General features: G+C 60.1%; 16 protein-coding genes and 1 pseudogene. All 17 read left to right on the top strand.

The window, feature by feature from the left end:
- Positions 1-22 precede the first annotated feature (22 nt).
- Positions 23-1,378 (top strand): type VI secretion system baseplate subunit TssK, encoded by a 1,356-nt coding sequence (gene tssK / locus ACODSJ_RS20715; RefSeq protein ID WP_489103509.1) that lies wholly within the window; start codon positions 23-25, stop codon positions 1,376-1,378.
- A complete protein-coding gene (tssL, locus tag ACODSJ_RS20710) occupies positions 1,375-2,058 on the top strand; it encodes a type VI secretion system protein TssL, short form (protein WP_489103508.1) in 684 nt (227 codons plus the stop codon). Before tssK ends, tssL begins: the two co-directional genes overlap by 4 nt.
- Positions 2,021-3,790 (top strand): OmpA family protein, encoded by a 1,770-nt coding sequence (locus ACODSJ_RS20705; protein ID WP_489103507.1) that lies wholly within the window; start codon positions 2,021-2,023, stop codon positions 3,788-3,790. The genes tssL and ACODSJ_RS20705 overlap by 38 nt, the downstream gene beginning before the upstream one ends.
- A gap of 21 nt (positions 3,791-3,811) precedes the next feature.
- The gene (locus tag ACODSJ_RS20700; protein ID WP_489103506.1) at positions 3,812-4,303 is read left to right on the top strand and encodes an Hcp family type VI secretion system effector; all 492 of its coding nucleotides are present in this window, start codon (positions 3,812-3,814) and stop codon (positions 4,301-4,303) included.
- 113 nt (positions 4,304-4,416) lie between these two features.
- Positions 4,417-7,086: a type VI secretion system ATPase TssH gene (gene tssH / locus ACODSJ_RS20695; RefSeq protein ID WP_489103505.1), complete on the top strand. Its 2,670-nt coding sequence runs from the start codon at positions 4,417-4,419 to the stop codon at positions 7,084-7,086.
- Entirely contained in the window at positions 7,083-9,476 is a 2,394-nt protein-coding gene (locus tag ACODSJ_RS20690; protein WP_489103504.1) for a type VI secretion system Vgr family protein, read from the top strand. The genes tssH and ACODSJ_RS20690 overlap by 4 nt, the downstream gene beginning before the upstream one ends.
- Positions 9,477-9,487: 11 nt before the next feature.
- The gene (gene tla1 / locus ACODSJ_RS20685; protein ID WP_489103503.1) at positions 9,488-10,267 is read left to right on the top strand and encodes a toxin Tle1 chaperone Tla1; all 780 of its coding nucleotides are present in this window, start codon (positions 9,488-9,490) and stop codon (positions 10,265-10,267) included.
- Between the two features lie 2 nt (positions 10,268-10,269).
- The gene (locus tag ACODSJ_RS20680; RefSeq protein ID WP_489103502.1) at positions 10,270-11,043 is read left to right on the top strand and encodes a YceK/YidQ family lipoprotein; all 774 of its coding nucleotides are present in this window, start codon (positions 10,270-10,272) and stop codon (positions 11,041-11,043) included.
- A gap of 28 nt (positions 11,044-11,071) precedes the next feature.
- Positions 11,072-11,605, top strand: coding sequence for a Tli1a family immunity protein (gene tli1a, locus ACODSJ_RS20675; RefSeq protein ID WP_489103501.1), 534 nt, complete (start codon positions 11,072-11,074; stop codon positions 11,603-11,605).
- Positions 11,593-11,982 (top strand): hypothetical protein, encoded by a 390-nt coding sequence (locus ACODSJ_RS20670; RefSeq protein ID WP_489103500.1) that lies wholly within the window; start codon positions 11,593-11,595, stop codon positions 11,980-11,982. The genes tli1a (ACODSJ_RS20675) and ACODSJ_RS20670 overlap by 13 nt, the downstream gene beginning before the upstream one ends.
- Before the next feature lie 52 nt (positions 11,983-12,034).
- A complete protein-coding gene (tli1a, locus tag ACODSJ_RS20665; RefSeq protein WP_489103499.1) occupies positions 12,035-12,568 on the top strand; it encodes a Tli1a family immunity protein in 534 nt (177 codons plus the stop codon).
- A complete protein-coding gene (locus tag ACODSJ_RS20660) occupies positions 12,556-13,095 on the top strand; it encodes a phospholipase effector Tle1 domain-containing protein (protein ID WP_489103498.1) in 540 nt (179 codons plus the stop codon). The genes tli1a (ACODSJ_RS20665) and ACODSJ_RS20660 overlap by 13 nt, the downstream gene beginning before the upstream one ends.
- Positions 13,096-13,118: 23 nt before the next feature.
- Positions 13,119-13,649, top strand: a complete 531-nt coding sequence (tli1a, locus tag ACODSJ_RS20655) for a Tli1a family immunity protein (RefSeq protein ID WP_489103497.1) — start codon at positions 13,119-13,121, stop codon at positions 13,647-13,649.
- Positions 13,637-15,973 (top strand): T6SS phospholipase effector Tle1-like catalytic domain-containing protein, encoded by a 2,337-nt coding sequence (locus tag ACODSJ_RS20650; RefSeq protein ID WP_489103496.1) that lies wholly within the window; start codon positions 13,637-13,639, stop codon positions 15,971-15,973. The genes tli1a (ACODSJ_RS20655) and ACODSJ_RS20650 overlap by 13 nt, the downstream gene beginning before the upstream one ends.
- Positions 15,970-16,233, top strand: a complete 264-nt coding sequence (locus ACODSJ_RS20645) for a PAAR domain-containing protein (protein ID WP_489103495.1) — start codon at positions 15,970-15,972, stop codon at positions 16,231-16,233. Before ACODSJ_RS20650 ends, ACODSJ_RS20645 begins: the two co-directional genes overlap by 4 nt.
- Positions 16,234-16,373: 140 nt before the next feature.
- Positions 16,374-17,363, top strand: a complete 990-nt coding sequence (locus ACODSJ_RS20640; RefSeq protein WP_489103536.1) for a hypothetical protein — start codon at positions 16,374-16,376, stop codon at positions 17,361-17,363.
- A pseudogene (locus tag ACODSJ_RS20635) lies at positions 17,350-18,688 on the top strand (ImcF-related family protein); the annotation flags it as partial. The gene ACODSJ_RS20640 and the pseudogene ACODSJ_RS20635, both read left to right, overlap by 14 nt.

Raw genomic sequence — 18,688 nt, 5'->3', positions numbered from 1 at the left:
TCGCACCCAAGGAAACGATGCCATGAAAATCGATCGTCCCTTGTGGGCGTCCGGCACCCTGTTGTCTGCGCAACAGTTCCAGCAGCAGGCACGCTGGGAAGCTTGGGCCAATGACCAAATCGCTCACCTGGCCCTGGCACACCCTTGGGGCGTGAAGGCCGTTGCGTTTGACCTGGACGCACTGCGGCTGGGCAAGCTCAAGGCCACCCGGCTCTGCGTGCGTATGCCGGATGGCACTTTGCTCGACAGCGAGCGGGTTGACCGCCTGCCGCCGGGGCTGCAGTTGGCGCAACTATTGTCCGATGACGTCCAGCAAATGCTTTTGTTGCTGGCTTTACCCCTGGAGCAGGCCAACGGCAATAACTGCCTGTTGCAGGAAGGTCGGGCTGATCGCCCGACCCGTTATCGCCAGGATTGGCGTCCCGTACAGGACCTCTACGCAGACGACGTGCAGTCCATCGGCGTGCTGGAACATGCACTGAGCCTGCGCCTGGATCAGGATGACAACAGCGATTACCTGACCTGTCCCATCGCTCGCCTGGTGCGTGAAGGGCAGGGCAGTTGGAGCCTCGATCCGGCCTACGTGCCGCCGCTGCTCAGTTTCGCCGCGCATTCGGGGCTGCTGAGTCAACTGGATAATCTGTTGACACAGTTGTCCGCCAAGCGACAACGCCTGATGAGCATGCGTCGGGAAAGCAACCAGCGTATGGCCGACTTTGCCGTAGCCGACGTGTCGTTGTTCTGGCTGCTCAATGCCCTCAATACCTATGAGCCGATATTGGCTGACCTCAAGGCATACCCCCAACGGCACCCGGAACAGGTCTATCGGGAGCTGATCAAGCTGGCCGGTAGCCTGTTGACGTTCTCGCTGGATCATGACCTCGACAAAATTCCAGCCTATCGACATGAGCACCTGGAAACTGTGTTTCCACCGTTGATGCGTACGCTCTCTACGTTACTGGAAGCCAGTCTGCCATCGCGGGTCATTGCCCTGACGCTGGAGGAGAAGGGGGCCAATCGCTGGCAGGTGATGCTCAACGATGCTCGCTTGCGAGAACCTGACGGCGCGGACTTCTACTTGTCAGTGCACTGCCGGCTACCAGCGACGCAGTTGCAGGAACAGTTTCCACGCCTGTGCAAGGTCGGCACGCCGGATGAAGTCGATGCACTGGTCAACGCAGCGCTCGACGGCGTTCCACTGCGCGCCCTTGCTCATGTTCCGGCGGCCGTTGCGCTGCGCTTGGACAACCAATACTTCGCCCTCGATCTGAGCCATCCCAAGTGGCAAGCCGTGCTGGCCGCAGGGGTTTGTGCCTTCTACGTCCCGAGCACGGTGGCTGAAGTGAAACTTGAACTGTTTGCGGTGCTACGCACATGACCCAGATTGCCCCAAGAAAACCGAACGCAACGGCGGTGGATATCGATGCGCTGCTACACGAGACGTACCTGCTGGTGGTCGAATTGCGCAAAGGTGCTTCGGCACGGGATGTTCAGGCCGTGCGCCAGCTATGCGTGGATCAGATCGAGCACGTTCGACAGCAGCTGGAGTCGTCGGGCGTCGATCAACGCAGCATCGACCACATCAGCCATGCTCAATGCGCCTTGCTCGATGAGTCGGTGCTTACCTGCACCAAAGGCGCAGACCGTGCTGAATGGGCTCGCGAGCCGCTACAGGCGCAATTCTTCAACCGGCATCAGGCAGGCGTGTTTCTCTACGAGGACATGCGCGAAGTCTTGCGCGAGCCCGCGCCGGATACGCGAGTGCTGACGGCCTTCCAACGCGTGCTGATGCTCGGTTTTCGTGGGCGCTACAAGGACGCTGCCGATCCTGAGCGTGAACAGATATTGGCCGCCCTTAACGCCCACGTGGCGCCCCTGGAAGTCAATCGCAGGCTGGCCACGCAGACAAAGGTCAGCAAGCTGAGCGACAGCCTGTCATGGCGGCGATCACCATGGGCACATGCCTTGACGGTTGCGCTCTTGCTCGCCGCGGTCTGGTGGGCAATGGACCATCTGCTACATGGCACGGTTGTCTCGCTTCTGCCAGGTGGGGCGTGACCAGCAGATGACGATTAAATTGCAACGAGCCCTTTGGCTGTGGGCGGGGACACTCATCCTCACATTGCTCGCCATCATCCCGCTTATCACTTCGGTGCGTATCGGCGCTGCATTGCTGGTGGTGGGTGGTGTCTCTCTGGGCTGGGTTCTGAGCCAGCGTCGTGCCGCGCATCGGCGTGAATGGTGGAATCTGAATGCTGACGTGCCGTTGCCCCCGGCTTCGTTTCGCCGGCCGGTCATGCTGGTCTGTGGCGACGATGTGGACAGCCTGTTCGGCGCCTTCGCCGACGAACCCGTGCAACTGCGATTGAGCGATCAGGGGTGCTATGTACGGGTGTCGGGGCTGGAGCAACTGTCGAGCATGACCGAAAACATCCTGGCGTTACGTCCGGGTTGGGGGCCTCAGCTCAGCGTGATGTTGATCGTCAACTCTACCGCGCACGCTGACGGTGGCCACCTGGCAGGATGGCTGCGGGCCTTTCGTCACCAGGTCGCTCTGGCGCGTCGGCACGGTACGGCGCTGCCGGCGATGTTGGTGAGTTATTTCCAAACCCAGCACGGCGAAGACCCCTGGTTCTGCTGGACGAATGGCGAGGCTGGCCCCCGCGTTCGTGACGCCGGGGCTTGCGTCAGCTTGGCCGAGTGGCAGTTGCAACCCGCCGATGCTTCATTGCGAGCGGCGCGAATGCACGCTTGCGTGCAACTGTGCAGCGCGGTGGACTGGCTGCACGAGACGGTCTTGCCACACCTCGCCAGCCGCGACGCCGTTGGGGCTCTCGGCCCGGCGATGATCTGCGCGATCAAACAGGTGTCGGCGTTGCCCCAGGTCATGAACCAAAACCTGTGGCGACAATGGCTGCGCAGCAAGGTTGCGCTGGTCGACAACAAGCAAGCGGTGGCGGACGCGGCGCTGCCATTCCCGGACCCTCTGTTGAATCTGATTCCGCTGCGTGCACAGCGCCGCTCGGTCCAACAAGCCAGCGTCATCGCAGTGTGGTTGTTTGCGCTGGCCGGCGTGGTCGCGCTCACCAGCTCGGCCTGGCAGAACACCTTGCTGGTGCGCCAGGTCAGCGACGACCTGCGTCGTTATGCGTCAATCCCTGAATCGGGGCCGCGTAGCCAGCGCGCGCTGATGCTGCGCGATGAAGCCATGACCGTGCTTCATCAGACCGCCAACCGCCTGGACACTTACTACCGCCATGGCGAACCTCTGGCATTCGGTCTGGGGCTGTATCGCGGCGAGTACCTGAGGGGGCCGTTGCGGGCGGTCCTTGCCCGTCACCGCGAGCCGTCCCTGCCGGTATCCGTGCAGGTACCCGAACCGGTACGCCTGGACAGCCTATCGCTGTTCGGTCCGGGCAGTGCCCAGCTCAAGCAGGATTCGACCAAGGTGTTGATCAATGCGCTGGTCGGTATCAAGGCCCAACCGGACTGGCTGATCGTGATCACCGGGCACACCGATGCCACTGGCGACGCCTCGTACAACCTTCGGTTGTCCCGCGCCCGCGCCGCTGCCGTGCATGACTGGATGCAGCAGATGGGCGCAATCCCCGACAGCTGCTTTGCCGTGCAAGGGGTCGGCGCCGGCCATCCGATCGCCAGTAATGACACTGAGGCGGGGCGCGCAGCCAACCGTCGTGTCGATATCCGCCTGGTCCCTGAAGTGGGGGCTTGTGCAGCTCCCACAGCCGGCCCGGGCGTGCAACCCCCTGTCGCATCACGCGACTTCTAACCTTCAAAACAGGAGCTTCACATGGCAATTCCCATTTATCTCTGGCTGCAGAAGGACGCTAAAGAGGCCATCAAGGGTTCGGTGGATGTGCAAGAGCGCGAGGGCAGCATCGAAGTGATTGCCCAGGAGCACAGCCTGTCGATCCCCACGGATGACAACACCGGCAAGTTGACGGGCGCGCGGGTGCATGCACCGTTTCAATTTTCCAAGGAAATCGATGCTTCGAGCCCCTACCTCTACAGGGCTGTGAGCACCGGGGAAACCCTCCAGAGCGCCGAGTTCAAGTGGTACCGCATCAACGATGAAGGGCAGGAAGTCGTGTACTTCGTTACCCGCTTGGAAAACGTCAAGGTGGTCAAGGTCGCGCCGAAAATGCATGACATCAAGGACCCGACGAAAGAGAAACACAATCATCTGGAAGAGATTGAGTTGCGCTACGAAAAGGTCACCTGGACCTACAAGGACGGCAACATCATCTATTCCGATTCCTGGAGCGAACGTCAGAGCGCCTGACATGCAAGAGCCGGCAGACCGTTCGCGTCTGTCGGCCCCATGGGCCAGCACATCAGTTTCAACCCGCCACTTGCCTTACACCACACGGAAACCCGCACAAGGATGCCCCTCTCATGGCTCAGAGCCCCACGCGTTTGCTTCGTCGTCTGAACCCTTATTGCGCCCAGGCACTGAGTGACGCGGCGACACTGTGTCAAAGCCGTGCCCATGCCCACATCACCGTTGAACACTGGCTGCTCAAGTTGCTGGGGCAGGGCGAGGGTGACCTGACTGTCATCGCGCGTCGTTACGAATGGGACCTGGAGGCGCTGTGGTGCGGCCTGCTCAATCATCTCGACAGCCTGCCGCGCAGCGTACAGGGCAAGCCGCAGCTGTCGGAACCTTTGCAGCGACTGATCAGCGATGCCTGGCTGCGCGCCTCGCTGGACGAGCACAACGACAGGCTGCGTTCCGTGCATTTATTGGGGGCGCTGATGGACGCGCCGAACCTGTTGGCTTGCGATGCGGCGTGGCCATTGCTCAGTCTCAGCGAAACTCAATTGCAGCGTTTGTCTGCCTTGCTCGATCAAACCTCGGAAGAACGTCCCGAAGTGCAGGCGCACGTCGCAATGAGCGAGGCTGCTGGTTCCTTGAGCGAGCCCCTCATGACTGGCCATACGGCGATGCCTGATGCGCGACAGGCGCTGCTCAACAGATTCACCCAGGACCTCACCGCCCAGGCCGGGGAAGGGCTGATCGATCCGGTGTTCGGGCGTGACGATGAAATACGCCAAGTCATCGACATCCTCAGTCGCCGTCGCAAGAACAATCCGCTTTTGGTCGGCGAGCCCGGTGTGGGTAAGACGGCGCTGGTCGAAGGCCTGGCGCTGCGCATCGCCCAGGGCGACGTGCCCGATAGCCTCAAGTCGGTCAGCGTGCGCGCGTTGGACCTTGGACTGTTGCAAGCCGGTGCCGGGGTCAAGGGTGAGTTCGAACAACGCTTGAAAAATGTCATCGACGCGGTACAGCAGTCCGACACCCCGATCCTGCTGTTCATCGACGAAGCCCACACCTTGATCGGTGCTGGCAACCAGGCGGGCGGCGCCGATGCGGCAAACCTGCTCAAGCCGGCCCTGGCCCGTGGTGCATTGCGTACCATCGCCGCGACCACCTGGAGCGAGTACAAGCAATACTTCGAGCGTGATGCCGCCTTGGAGCGGCGCTTTCAACGGGTCAAGGTCGACGAGCCGGACGATGCCAACGCCTGCCTCATGTTGCGTGGCCTCAAGGCGCGTTACGCCAGCCACCATGGCGTGCACATCCAGGACGCGGCCGTGCAGGCGGCCGTTAGCCTGTCGCGGCGCTACCTCACCGGCCGCCAATTACCGGACAAAGCCGTCGACCTGCTCGACACGGCCAGTGCGCGGGTGCGCATGAGTGTGGACTGCGAACCCCAGGCGTTGGTCCGCATCAAGGCGCAGTTGGCTGCCCTGGAGCTGGAGCGCCAGGCGCTGGAAGAAGATCAGACCCTAGGTGGCAATGCCGACACTGAGCGCCTGAAGCGCATCGCGGCGCAACACGCCGAGCTGGAGCGCCACCGAGTCGAACGGGTGCGGCAATACCGGCAGGTGCTCGAACTGTCCCAACAGTTGCTCGATGCACGCGAGGCGGCGCCATCGCAACGGCAGGCCTGCGCGCAACTGCAGCGAGAACTGGAGGCCATTCAAGGCGATCAACCCTTGGTGTCCCTGGACGTCGACGCACGCAGCGTAGCCGAAGTGATCGCCGATTGGACTGGCGTACCCCTGGGCAACCTGCTCAAGGACGAACAAAGCCACCTGCTGGAGCTGGAGCGACAACTGGGCGAGCGTGTCATCGGCCAAGCCCCGGCACTCGATGCCCTGGCCCAGCGCTTGCGCGCGGCCAAGACCGGGCTCACCGATGACAAGGCCCCCTTGGGCGTCTTCCTGCTGGTGGGCAGCAGCGGCGTTGGCAAGACCGAAACGGCCCTGGCCTTGGCCGACAGCCTGTTCGGTGGCGAGAAATCCCTCATCACCCTCAACCTTTGCGAGTACCAGGAAGCCCACACCGTCAGCCAGCTCAAGGGTGCACCGCCCGGTTATGTCGGTTATGGCCAGGGCGGTGTGCTGACCGAAGCCGTGCGCCAACGGCCCTACAGTGTCGTGCTGCTCGATGAGGTGGAAAAAGCCCACCGCGACGTGCTCAACCTGTTCTACCAAGTCTTCGATCGCGGTTTCATGCGTGATGGGGAAGGGCGCGAGATCGACTTTCGCAACACCGTCATCCTCATGACCTCGAACCTGGGCAGCGACCTCCTGCAAGCCTGTGTGCAAGAACACCCCGACACACCGGACAGCGCACTGCACGAACGGTTGCGACCGATCCTGCGCGAGCACTTCCAACCGGCCTTGCTGGCGCGCTGCCAGACCCTCATCTACCGCCCGCTGCAAGCCGATGCCCTCGAGCGCATCGTCGCAATAAAGCTGGGCCAGGTAGCCAAGCGCCTGCAACGCCATTACGGCCTGGACTGCCGGATTGACGGCGCACTCAACCAAGCCCTGGTTGCCGCGTGCCTGCTGCCCGACACCGGCGCGCGCAACATCGACAGCCTGCTCGACGAACAGATCCTGCCGGTATTGAGCCAACATCTGTTGCAGCGCCGGGCGGCGCAGCAACGAACCCGAGGGGTGAGCCTGGGCTACAGCGCCGAGGAAGGCATCACCGTGTGCTTCACCGATGCCCCGGATGAGACGCACTGCGTTGCCACGGAGGGCGCTAAATGAACATGAACGTGCGCACCTTCTTCGACCACAGCCGCCACACCCTGGAGGTCTACAAACTCGATGCCCAACTCGACGTCCTGGCCTTCGAGGGCGACGAGCACCTGAGCCGGCCCTACCTCTACCGTGTGGAGTTCACCTGCACCGAGCGCGACCTGGCGGCCACCGACCTGCTCAACCAGGACGCGGATTTTTGCCTCTACCCCCTGCCGCCACCGCCGACGCCCAAGGGCTTCAAGCCGCCGGAGATCAAACCGCTGCGCACCTTCCATGGCGTGGTCACCGGGTTCAAGCGCCTGTCCGGCTCCAAGGATGAAGCGCGCTATGAAATCACCCTGCAACCGCGTTTCGCGCTGCTGGGGCGGGGCAAGCAGTTTCGGATTTACCAGCACCAGTCGGTGCCGCAGATCGTCGAGCACATCCTGCGCACGCGCCACGACTTCGAGGGCTACCACTTCCACTTCAAGCTGGTACGCGAATACCCCCGGCGCGAGCAGGTCATGCAGTACGACGAAAGTGACCTGGCCTTCATCGACCGCCTGCTGGCCGAGGTCGGCATCTGGTATCGCTTCGTCAGCCACGAGCGGGTGAACTTCGACGTGGTGCACTTCCACGATGACCAACGCCATTACCAACGCAACGTTACATTGCCGTGTCGCTCGCCGTCGGGTTTTGCCGGCCAGGGGCAGGACGCGGTCTGGAACCTGCAAACGGCCCATCAGGTGGTGGAGCAGCACATTGATTTTCGGGCCTATCACTACCGCGATGCCCACGCTTTCCTGGACGGCGAGGTCGACCAGACCCGCGGCGCCAAGAGTACCTACGGCGAGGCCTATCACTACGCCGAACCCTACCGGGAGCTGGGCGACCGCTACGACCAGGACGAAGACCTGCAAAGCGAAAGCGGCTTTTTCTACGCGCGCCTGCGCCACGAGCGCTACCTCAACGCGCAGACCCAACTGCACGGCACCACCAGCAGCGCGACCTTGGCGCCGGGCCAGAGGCTGGAAATCACCGGCGGCGCGCCCCAGGCCTTCGAGCCCGACGCGGTGATTGTCGGCCTGCGCACCGAAGCGGCCCGCGACCGCAGTTTCGTCGCGACCTTCCAGGCCATTCCCTATTCGGAAACGGTGTGCTTCCGCCCACCGCTGCCGCCCAAACCCTGCATCAGCGGCACCCTCCCGGCCCGCATCAGCCACCCGGAAGCCAACGCCCCCTACACCGACCTCGATTTCGAAGGCCGCTACCGCGTGCGCTTCCTGTTCGACCGCGACACCTGGAAACCCGGCCAAGCCAGCCTCTGGCTGCGCCTGGCCCGACCCTACGGCGGCGACACCTACGGCTTGCATTTCCCACTGCTGGCCGGCACCGAAGTGGCCGTCGCCTTCGAACAGGGCGACCCGGACCGTCCCTACATCGCCCACGCCCTGCACGACAGCGACCACCCCGACCTGGTCACCGCACGCAACGAACGCCGCAACGTGCTGCGCACCCCGAGCAACAACAAACTGCGAATGGACGACACCCGTGGGCAGGAACACATCAAGCTCAGCACCGAGCACAGCGGCAAGAGCCAGTTGAACCTGGGGCATCTGGTGGATGCCGAGAAGAAAAAACGCGGGGAAGGGTTTGAACTGCGCACTGACGGCTGGGGGGCGATTCGGGGTGGTAAAGGGGTGTTGATCAGTGCGGATGAGCAGGTCAAGGCCACTGGCGATGTCCTCAGCATGGCCCCGGCCACCGCTCAGGTCGAAGGCGCGAAACACCAGATGACCGCCTGGCAAGACATCGCCCAGGCCCACCACAGTCGCCAACCCGACCTGAACGGCTTGCAGCAACTCCAGGCCGACGCGAAAGACCTCAAGGCCCCGGCCATCCTGCTCAGCGCCCCCAAAGGCATCGGCGCGGTGACCCCGGCCAGCCTGCTGCTCAACAGCGGCGACGCGCTGTACCTGCAAAGCCAGGACGAAATCAACCTGGCCGCCGCCAAGCGTCTGTCCCTGCACGCCAACCAGGCCATTTCCTTGCTCGCGCAAGAAGAAGGCCTGCGCCTGGTCTCGGGCAAGGGGCCGCTGGAAATCGAATCCCACGGCGATGTGCTGGACCTGAAAGCCCAGCAGGACATCAGCGTGCAGACGGTGCAAGGGCATGTGCAGGTGACGGCCAAGAATGGCATCACGTTGGGGTGTGGGGGTGGCCTCATTCGGATCACCCCCAATGGCGACATCGACATCCATTCCCCCGGCAAGTTGAACCTCAAGGGCTGGCACGTTTGGGAGTTACCCGCCGGGCAGAGTTTTGCCTTGCCGGATTTGCCGCAGTCGGTGTGCGAGGAGTGCGTGAAGATGGCTCAAAGGCAAGCGGCGGGCGCCGCCATGCGTACTGCTGGATGAGGAAACAGAATATGAAAGAACTGTATGTGCAGTGGATCGAGCAGATAAAAAGCCTGTGTGCTTCCGCCAACGTTGGGCATGTCGACGTCGTGGTCGATCAAGCCGCTTGGGGACTATCCGTCCTGCCGGCGCTGCGGAGCATGCCGAGCATGCCCTGGTTTTCTTTGTTCAGCGGCACGCCGGAAGAGACGTTGCTGGACCAAGCGCCGATTTTGATGCGCATCGATCTCGGTGATTGGCGACACACAGACTGGTTGGAGGAACTGGTCGAACAACTTTGGGGACTACCGCGTCTCCTTGTGCTGATTTCACCGATGCCCTTTGACGCCTTGGTCAAGTCCCTCCAGGCATCGTCGCAGCTTGAATGGGGCGGCCAGACTGGACTGTTGCGTTTCTACGATCCCCGCGTGCTGCCCGAGTTACTGGCAAGTGTGCTGACCGCCGAACAAAAAGAGCAGTTCCTGAGCGTGGCGCTGCTGTGGAGCTGGCTCGACCGGGACCAACAACCTGTCTGGCACTCGGGTACCTACCGTTCGAGCCAGAAGCTTATAGAACCCCTGCATCCAGTTTCGTTGACAGACGCCCAGTTTGATCGGCTGGGCAGTATCAGTGATGCGCACGCTTTGCGGGGCATAGCCAAGGCGCAGTTTCCGGAACATTCCGAAGAACAATGGTTTGCACTTTGTTATTGCTTGGTGCTTCAAGCGAGTGAGGATAATTACTTTGGCGATTTGGAGGAATACGCAAAATTGAATATAGGGAAAGCAAAATTGTCGGCGCGGGAGAATTAATAGTGGCTGGTAAATTTCTTAAGAGGACAGCGATATTATTTGCTTTTGCCTGCGTCACCGGGTGCGGAACCTATTCGGCCCGTATGAGCAATGAAAGGCATACGACGCCGACTACATATTACAAGGGGGTCAATGCCGATCTACAGCTTTTAGAGCTCCAGACGGGAGCAAGCTGGGCGGGCTTTGCTTGTTATATGACAATTGTTTGTCCTTTTGCTGTTCTGGCCAGTGTTCCGGTTGATTTTGCGATAGATACTCTTTTACTTCCCCATGACTATAGCCGTGCGGACCGGTGGGAGAGCAGGATGTATACGCATGAGCAGGTGAGGTCAATGTCTACGTATGGCGCATTCAAGTTTGATTTTACCTCTTCGGCTAAATTTGAAAAAAACACGTCATCGCTTTCTTATTTTATTCGGTATCGACGGGGGAATAAGACCATTTCTTTGAAGGTTTCGGATGCGCCGGTCAGACACTCCGCTGTCATGATGTATATCCCTATGCTTGAAGGGTACGCGCCACGCTCACTGAACGTGAAATACGGAGACAAGGTGGAAGTTGGAGTGAATATATCATGTCGGGAAAAAGTCTCCGAATCCGCGTTCGGCGCAGTGCCAACTGATAGTGGCTTCAGTGCAACTGGCTTTAGTTTCTATGATTTCGAATCAGATGCTAATAAGGGTGATAGCAAGATTACAATTTTTCCTTCTGTTGGTTGTGAGGGGGCAGTTCTTGCAAGTGAGCCGAGCTTCCAGTCATCTGCTCGCACTCATTGATTAATTGTTTTTTTAAAAGGTAAATTGAATGGTTTTTTTAATGAGGAAAGCCGTTCGCCCATGGATGGGTGTATGTGTGCTGATGCTTTTGACAGGGTGTTCAGGAGGCACGCCCAAGTACTTGGCGGGTAACTTGAATGCCGTGAATCACACCTCCGCAGCTATTAATTGGTTTTCGGTAAACGGTTATGGCGGGGGAAATGCCAGTCCATTCGGTTATGGCGGCGGCATGTGCTGCGCGATGCTGCCCAGCCAATGCCAGCCGGGTTTGAAGTTTGAAGTGGAGTGGGAAACTGATCCGAATCCTTATGCAAAACTCAAACGCAAGGCATCTGGATACGGAGCCGATGAAGAGGCTTATGCCAAACATGCAGCCAACTACCAACAGCATCGAGCCATTGTAGATCTTCCACCTTACGAGGACCGAGTGTGTGCCTTGGAAGTGCATTTTCTTCCTTGTCATCAAGTCAAGGTTTCCACTTCCTGTTGGCGTTATCCCTCACCTAACAGCCCCATTAAAGAACCGTTGAAAATGCAGGAGCCTGCCGTATGTCCGACGTGAAAAGTGTTGAACCGGTTTATGCGCCGGCCTTGTTTCCCAAACAGGGGCGTTTGCCCTGCACCCCTCAAGCGGTCAGAGATAATTACGGGCAGCAAATGGCCGAATTCAATCTGCATCGCCAGGAGTTGAATGCCAAACGCGGTATACGCGGTGCCTCCACTTGCGCCCGTGCCTTGCATATCAGTCTGTTTTTCGACGGGACCAAGAACAACGAACCCCACGACACCAAGGCCAAGAACCCAACCAATATCGCCCGGCTTTATCACGCCAGCCTGGACCAGCCGAAAGATGGGTATTTCAGTTATTACATTCCCGGCGCAGGTACACCTTTTCCGGAAATCGGTGAATTGGATTTCAGTCGAACGAAACATGTCTGAAAGCAGACATGTTTCATACGAAGCTTTAATAACGTACGCAAAGGAAGGTTGAATGGATTTTTTAACGAGGAAAGCCGTTCGCCCATGGATGGGTGTATGTGTGCTAATGCTTTTGACCGGGTGTTCAGGAGGTGCGCCCAGGTACTTGGCGGGTGATTTGAACGGGGTGAATCACACGTCGGCGGCCATTAATCATTTTTCCGTTAATGGTTATGGTGGAAGAAATATACCGCCCTTTGGTTTTGGTGGCGGCATGTGCTGCGCGATGCTGCCCAGCCAATGGCAACCGGGTTTGAAGTTTGAAGTGGAGTGGGAAACTGATCCGAATCCTTATGCAAAACTCAAACGCAAGGCATCTGGATACGGAGCCGATGAAGAGGCTTATGCCAAACATGCAGCCAACTACCAACAACATCGAGCCATCGTAGATCTTCCGCCTTACGAGAACCGATTGTGTGCCTTGGAAGTGCATTTTCTGCCTTGTCATCAGGTCAAGGTTTCCACGTCCTGTTGGGCCTATCCCTCACCTAACAGCCCCATTAAAGAACCTTTGAAAATGCAGGAGCCTGCCGTATGTCCGACGTGAAAAGTGTTGAACCGGTTCATGCACCAGCCTTGTTTCCAAAACAGGGGCGTTTGCCCAGCGACCTTCAAGCGGTCAGAGACAACTACGAACAGCAAATGGCCGAATTCAATCTGCATCGCCAGGAGTTGAATGCCAAACGCGGTTTACGTGGCGCGTCTACCTGTGCCCGTGCACTGCATATCAGTCTGTTTTTCGACGGGACCAAGAACAACGAACCCCACGACACCAAGGCCAAGAACCCAACCAATATCGCCCGGCTCTATCACGCCAGCCTGGACCAGCCGAAAGATGGGTATTTCAGTTATTACATTCCCGGCGTAGGCACACCTTTCCCGGAAATCGGCGAATTGGACTTCACTGCCTTCGGCATGGCTTTCGCCAATCGGGGCGAGGACCGGATCAATTGGGGATTGCTTCAGATTGCCGATGCGTTGTCCTTTGCCCTGAACAATCAGCAGGAACTGGACCTACCCAAAGTTGCACACGAAACATGCTTGGGAATAGACATGTTTCGTGTGCAACTTTAATAACGCATGCAAAGGGATATTGAATGAGTCGTTTAACAAGGAAAGCCGTACGGCCATGGCTGAGAGGATGTTTTCTACTGCTATTGGCAGGATGTTCAGGCGGCACGCAAAAGTATTTGGCGGGCAACTTGAATGGGGTGAATCACACATCGGCGGCCATCAATTATTTTTCCGTTAACGGTTATGGTGGGCCCAATATTTCCCCCTTCGGTTTTGGCGGCGGCATGTGCTGCGCAATGCTGCCCAGCCAATGGCAACCGGGTTTGAAGTTTGAAGTGAAATGGGAAACTGATCCGAATCCTTATGCGCCCTCACCGCCATTAGGGACTGATGAGTTTCGAGCTTTCATGGTTAAACATAAAGCCAACTACCAACAACATCGAGCCATTGTGGATCTTCCGCCTTACGAGACAGAAAAACTGTGCTCGTTAAAAGTTCATTTCTTACCGTGCCATCAAGTCAAGGTCACGACAGCCTGTATGGCTTTCGGTCAACCTGGATATCCCATTAAAGAACCGTTGAAAATGCAGGAGCCTGCCGTATGTCCGAAGTGAAAAGTGTTGAGCCGGTTTATGCACCGGCCTTGTTTCCCAAACAGGGGCGTTTGCCTAGCGACCCTCAAGCAGTCAGAGACAACTACGAGCAGCAAATGGCCGAATTTAATCTGCATCGCCAGGAGTTGAATGCCAAACGCGGTTTACGCGGTGCATCCACTTGCGCCCGCGTCCTGCATATCAGCCTGTTTTTCGATGGCACTAATAACAACGAACCTCACGACACCCACAATGCCAAGCCTCCCCACCCCACTAATATCGCCCGGCTCTATCACACCAGCCTGGAGCATCAAGAGAGCGGTTACTTCCGTTATTACATCCCCGGCGTAGGCACACCTTTCCCGGAGATCGGCGAATTGGACTTCACGACCTTCGGAATGGCTGTCGCCAATCGGGGCGAGGACCGGATCAACTGGGGTTTGCTGCAAATCGCCGATGCGCTGTCTTTTGCGTTGACTCGGGATGAACTGTCCTTGACGACCATGCAAGCCAAACTCAAAACCATGGCCACCATCTGGCCCCTGACCAACCTGGGCAAAAGCAGCCGTCGCCAGGCCATGGCTTCGCTGCTGGAACCGTTGCGCGCCAAGGTCGCCACGGTGCAACCCAAGGTGCTGGCGATCAAGCTGTTCGTCTACGGTTTTTCCCGTGGGGCGGCGGAGGCGCGGACCTTCGTCAACTGGTTGAGCGAGTTGTTCGACACGCCGCCGGGGGCCAAACATCCAACACAGGCACTGTTGGGAATTCCGCTGAGCATCGAGTTCCTGGGCCTGCTGGACACCGTGGCTTCGGTGGGCAGCGCCCGTGCCGCGCCCTTTGCCGAAGGGCATATGGACTGGGCCGATGGCACCCAGCCGCTGCCCGATGAGAGGCGCTTTCCCAAGTGGATCAAGGTGTGTCGACACTTTGTTGCAGCCCATGAACAGCGCTTGTGTTTTCCACTGGATTCAATCCGTTACGCCGATGGTCGCTACCCTGGTTATGCCCAAGAGGTGGTTTACCCTGGCATGCACTCGGATGTCGGCGGCGGTTACCCGAAGGGCGATCAGGGCAAGGCCCGTAACAGCTCGAGCGAGTTGCTGTCGCAGATCGTTTTACATGACCTGTACGCGGTGGCGTTTGCGGCGGGCGCACCATTGACGGTGCCCGAGGCGGTGGTACCGGAAGAGCTGCGGCAGATTCCGCCAGCCCGACAGATGTCTCTCAATACAAAAGAAGAGTTTGATATCTCAGGGGAACTCATCAACCGCTTCAACACCTGGCGCATCACCCTCGGACTGGCCGAAGCCAAGTCCCCAGAAACCTCAACCAACGACGAAGCCTTACGCCTTTCCCATAACCTGGAAGACACCCTGGCCGAGCAGTTGGCCTGGATCACCGGCTGGCGTATCGAACGTTTTGCCCGAGGCACCTATTTGCGACAGCCGTTTTACATCCACGCGACGCAAACCAACGCGACGGATCAAAAAACGCAAGAAGAGGCCCGCGATAAGAGAATGAAGGAGGCCAAAGAAAAGCGCGAAAAAGCCAGCGGCCAAGCCAACGCAGCGCAACTGCTGTTGGATGCGGCGGGCCCGCCCCCTTACGAGCCAGTGATTGACCAGCAGCAAATCCGTGAGGCCGCCGTGGAGTTCGAGCACGACTACCAGAATTTTCGGCGTGATCAAACCGGCTGGGGTGGCTGGGCAGTCGATGGTGTGTTCAGGGACACGGTGTACCTGCTCAACGATGATGACGAGCAGCAGGAATACACGCGGATCAAGGCGGCGGGCGAGGTCTATGTCAAGGACCTGTTTGGCGTGAAAGGCTCCAGCTTCGTGAGCCAGCGACTCAGCGCGCCGCAGATCGCCGCGTTGGTGGCGTTGTTCGACGATCAGGTCCACGACTCGCGGGCCTGGTTCATGCACAACGTTTTGGACTCGCGGGAAATATTCGGCGACTACTTCCGCTATCGCATGGTGTATTTCGGCGACGAGTCCAGCAAACGCATGACCCCAGTGGTTATCGCCGGGCGAGTCGTGGGCATCGCGCTGGTGCTGGGCGGTGCGTACAGCATCCGTCGGGATGGCTGGAAGGGCGCGGCCGGTACGTTCGGCGCGGCGTCCGTGGGCTACAAGGTGATCAATGCCGTCAGCGGCGAGGTAGAGCCATTCTTGCCGGGGGCGGAAAAGATCCTGCAACCGACCTTTGCCATCGGCGAAGTGGTGGCGCAACAGCGCGAGGCGATCATCGAGGCCGAGGATGCGCTGCGGATGCAGAGCATGCTGGAGAGCCTGAAAGCTACCGGCGGCTTGGTTGAACAAGTCAAGGAGGTGATCTCATGATGCCCTTGATCCGCGTCGGCGATCCGCTGCACCCCTTCGGCGGCGAAGTGCTTGAAGGCCGTTTCCTGGCCATCGGTCAACTATTGGCCTGCACGGGGGACAAGGTCCGCTGCGATAAACACGGCGAAAACCGCATCGCCCAGGGCGCGACGGGTTTCAATTTTTGTGGGCAGTTGTTGGCCCTGGACGGCTACCGCTGTGAGTGCGGCTGTACGTTGGTGAGTACGCTGGCGGTGTCGGCGATGGGGGTGAACCCATGAACCGACCGCCGCGTTATCCGCCGTTCGCTGAGCCACGCGAACCACACTGGGGACGCTGGTGGCTGGCGTTGCCGTTGCTGTGGGGGGCGCAGTCGGCGGTTCTGGTGCCGCTCTGGCCCGAGGATCAGCCCCGTTTGGAACTGTGGTTGTGGAGTGCGGTGCTGCCCCTGGTTTGGGGGTTGGCCTTGTCGCTGCGCCTGCTGCCTTGGCAGATCGGTTTGTACACCCGCGACGTGTTCCGTCGGACCCAGGACGCCGCCACCCAACGCTGGTGGTACTGGCGAAGCCTGGGGCTGCCGGTGGAGCAGGTGCTGTTGCTGGGGCCGATCGGAGATGAGCAAACGCATTACCAGGGCTTGATGCAGAACACCGTCTTGCCCAAAGCCACTACGGCATCCGATGCGGCGACACCCTCGTTGCGCTGTCCGGTGAGGCTCGGTCAAACCGTCGATCGCGGGCCGCTTTTGGCGCAGCGCCTGGCTCAATTGACCTTCGAGCTTGCCGAGGTATCGGAGTGCTGGCCGCAATTGCGGGCCATTGTCTGGAACGGTGATGAAGCCAGCCTGGCGGCCTTCGAGCAGGTATTGGTCGACCGGGGCGCGGTGCTGCCCAAGGTGCGTTTGCCGTTGCAGGGCCTGGCCGACCTGGATGAGTTGATCGACATCTTCCACCGCGAATGCCGCAGTGCCGACGATTGGCTGCTGTGCGCTGGGGTGGCGTCGGTGCAGAGCGCCGAAGAAGCCGCACCGCCCGGCGAAGGCGGTTTTCTCTGGCGGGTGAGCCGACAAGGGCGCCAGCTGTTGCATCGCGGCGAATACCTGGCGAGCGAGACCCAGGAGCCGCCCGCCGGGCTCTGCGCCCAGATGCAGCGCTACGCCGGGCTACAAGCGCCGCCGACCTGCCTGGCCATGGACTCGGCCAGCCAGGAGGCCTTCGTGTCCGGCGGCTGGTCGGCGGCCGAGCATCAATTGGCCGGGCACTGGGGCTCGCTGGGGAACCTGGCGCCGTTTATCGGCATGTCGTTGGCGTTGTTACAAGCAAAGGAGGCCGGGCAGCCCTGTGGCTGGCTGAGCCAGGATGCGGACAAGCGATTGGCAATAGGAGTGGCAAAACCTTATGGCGAGGGATAACGGCGAGCGCAAGGGCTCATTGCTAGGGTTGGGGTCAGGCTACCTGCTGATCATGACGTTCATGGTCCTGCTCGGCTGCCTGTTGTATCGCTTGGCTGGCCATAACCTGGGTTGGCCGCCCGTCGCGTTCCAGCAGCTGGTGTTGTGGGGGCTGGGGGCATGGCTGGCGCTCTGTTGGTTTTGCCCGATGATTCTGTTGGCCTGGGATCGCTTGGCGCTACACCGGGCACAATGGATCACGCGGGAGGTCCATGGCGACACCCCAGCCTCCCGATTGAATCCACTGCCCGATACGAAAGACGACGAAGAAAAGCTGCGCAGCCTGCGCGAACACCTGCGCTTCCAATACGGCCCCCTCTGGCGCCACAAAACCCGCCTCCTCCTCGTCGTCGGCGAACCCGCCCAAATCACCGCCATCGCCCCGCAGTTGGCAGAAAAGAAATGGCTCGAAGGCCAGCGCACCGTGCTGCTATGGGGCGGCAGTGTCGCGGACAGTTTGCAAACCCCGCTGCTGGAGCAGTGGCTCACCCTGCGCCGTGGCCGGGCCTTGGACGGCGTAGTCTGGGCCCTGACCCCATCGCAAAGCACCGACGCACCAACGCTGGCCAAGGCCATGCGGCATTTACAGGACCTGGCGCGCCAACTGCGGCGGCAGTTGCCGTTGCACCTGTGGCAGGTGTGTGAAAGCGCTTGGCCGCAGGATGGGCGCGAGACCCAGCCGGTGGGCTGTTTGTTGCCGGCGCGGGTGACGCCGGCGCTGCTGGAGGAGCGCTTGGGTGAGCTGGTGGAACCACTGCGTTGGCAGGGTATTGCGCAGATGCAGGTCAAGCGGCAGATGCATCACGATTTCCTGTTTCGCCTGTCCCGGGATTTGCAGGCCGAAGGCATTGCCCGTTGGCGGCAGGCGTTGGCGCCGTTGTTGGGTGGGTTCAACCCTGGCGTGCTGCTGCGCGGGGTGTGGTTCAGCCTGCCGCTGAAGGTGGCCGAAAAACCTGAGGGCGAGCACTTCTGGTGGCCGGATCCGGCCTGGCACGGCGTGCAGCACGACAAGGCCAGCGGCGCTCGCCTGGGGTGGAGCGCGCCGCGCATCGCCTACGTGCTGTTTCTGGGGCTGGCCGTGGTATGGGGCGCGGGCATGGCGCTGTCCTTCGTCAGTAACCGCGCGCAGATCGTCCAGGCGCAAGCGTTGGTGACGGCGTTGCAGCAGGCGTCGACGCCCGGTGAGCAACTGCTGGCGCTGCACGAGTTGGTCCGTGACCTGGCGCGCCTTGATGATCGCCTCGTACACGGTGCGCCGTGGTACCAGCGCTTTGGCCTGAATCGCA

The sequence above is a fragment of the Pseudomonas sp. FG6 genome, from assembly GCF_057809015.1.
The sequence above is the reverse complement of the archived record's forward strand: the minus strand, read 5'-3'. Positions and strand labels throughout refer to the sequence as shown.

Bases quoted from the DNA above. Each gene is read 5' to 3' on its own strand.
- tssK (WP_489103509.1), top strand. From the start codon at position 23: ATGAAAATCGATCGTCCCTTGTGGGCGTCCGGCACCCTGTTGTCTGCG.
- tssL (WP_489103508.1), top strand. From the start codon at position 1,375: ATGACCCAGATTGCCCCAAGAAAACCGAACGCAACGGCGGTGGATATC.
- ACODSJ_RS20705 (WP_489103507.1), top strand. From the start codon at position 2,021: ATGGCACGGTTGTCTCGCTTCTGCCAGGTGGGGCGTGACCAGCAGATG.
- ACODSJ_RS20700 (WP_489103506.1), top strand. From the start codon at position 3,812: ATGGCAATTCCCATTTATCTCTGGCTGCAGAAGGACGCTAAAGAGGCC.
- tssH (WP_489103505.1), top strand. From the start codon at position 4,417: ATGGCTCAGAGCCCCACGCGTTTGCTTCGTCGTCTGAACCCTTATTGC.
- ACODSJ_RS20690 (WP_489103504.1), top strand. From the start codon at position 7,083: ATGAACATGAACGTGCGCACCTTCTTCGACCACAGCCGCCACACCCTG.
- tla1 (WP_489103503.1), top strand. From the start codon at position 9,488: ATGAAAGAACTGTATGTGCAGTGGATCGAGCAGATAAAAAGCCTGTGT.
- tli1a (WP_489103501.1), top strand. From the start codon at position 11,072: ATGGTTTTTTTAATGAGGAAAGCCGTTCGCCCATGGATGGGTGTATGT.
- ACODSJ_RS20670 (WP_489103500.1), top strand. From the start codon at position 11,593: ATGTCCGACGTGAAAAGTGTTGAACCGGTTTATGCGCCGGCCTTGTTT.
- tli1a (WP_489103499.1), top strand. From the start codon at position 12,035: ATGGATTTTTTAACGAGGAAAGCCGTTCGCCCATGGATGGGTGTATGT.
- ACODSJ_RS20660 (WP_489103498.1), top strand. From the start codon at position 12,556: ATGTCCGACGTGAAAAGTGTTGAACCGGTTCATGCACCAGCCTTGTTT.
- tli1a (WP_489103497.1), top strand. From the start codon at position 13,119: ATGAGTCGTTTAACAAGGAAAGCCGTACGGCCATGGCTGAGAGGATGT.
- ACODSJ_RS20650 (WP_489103496.1), top strand. From the start codon at position 13,637: ATGTCCGAAGTGAAAAGTGTTGAGCCGGTTTATGCACCGGCCTTGTTT.
- ACODSJ_RS20645 (WP_489103495.1), top strand. From the start codon at position 15,970: ATGATGCCCTTGATCCGCGTCGGCGATCCGCTGCACCCCTTCGGCGGC.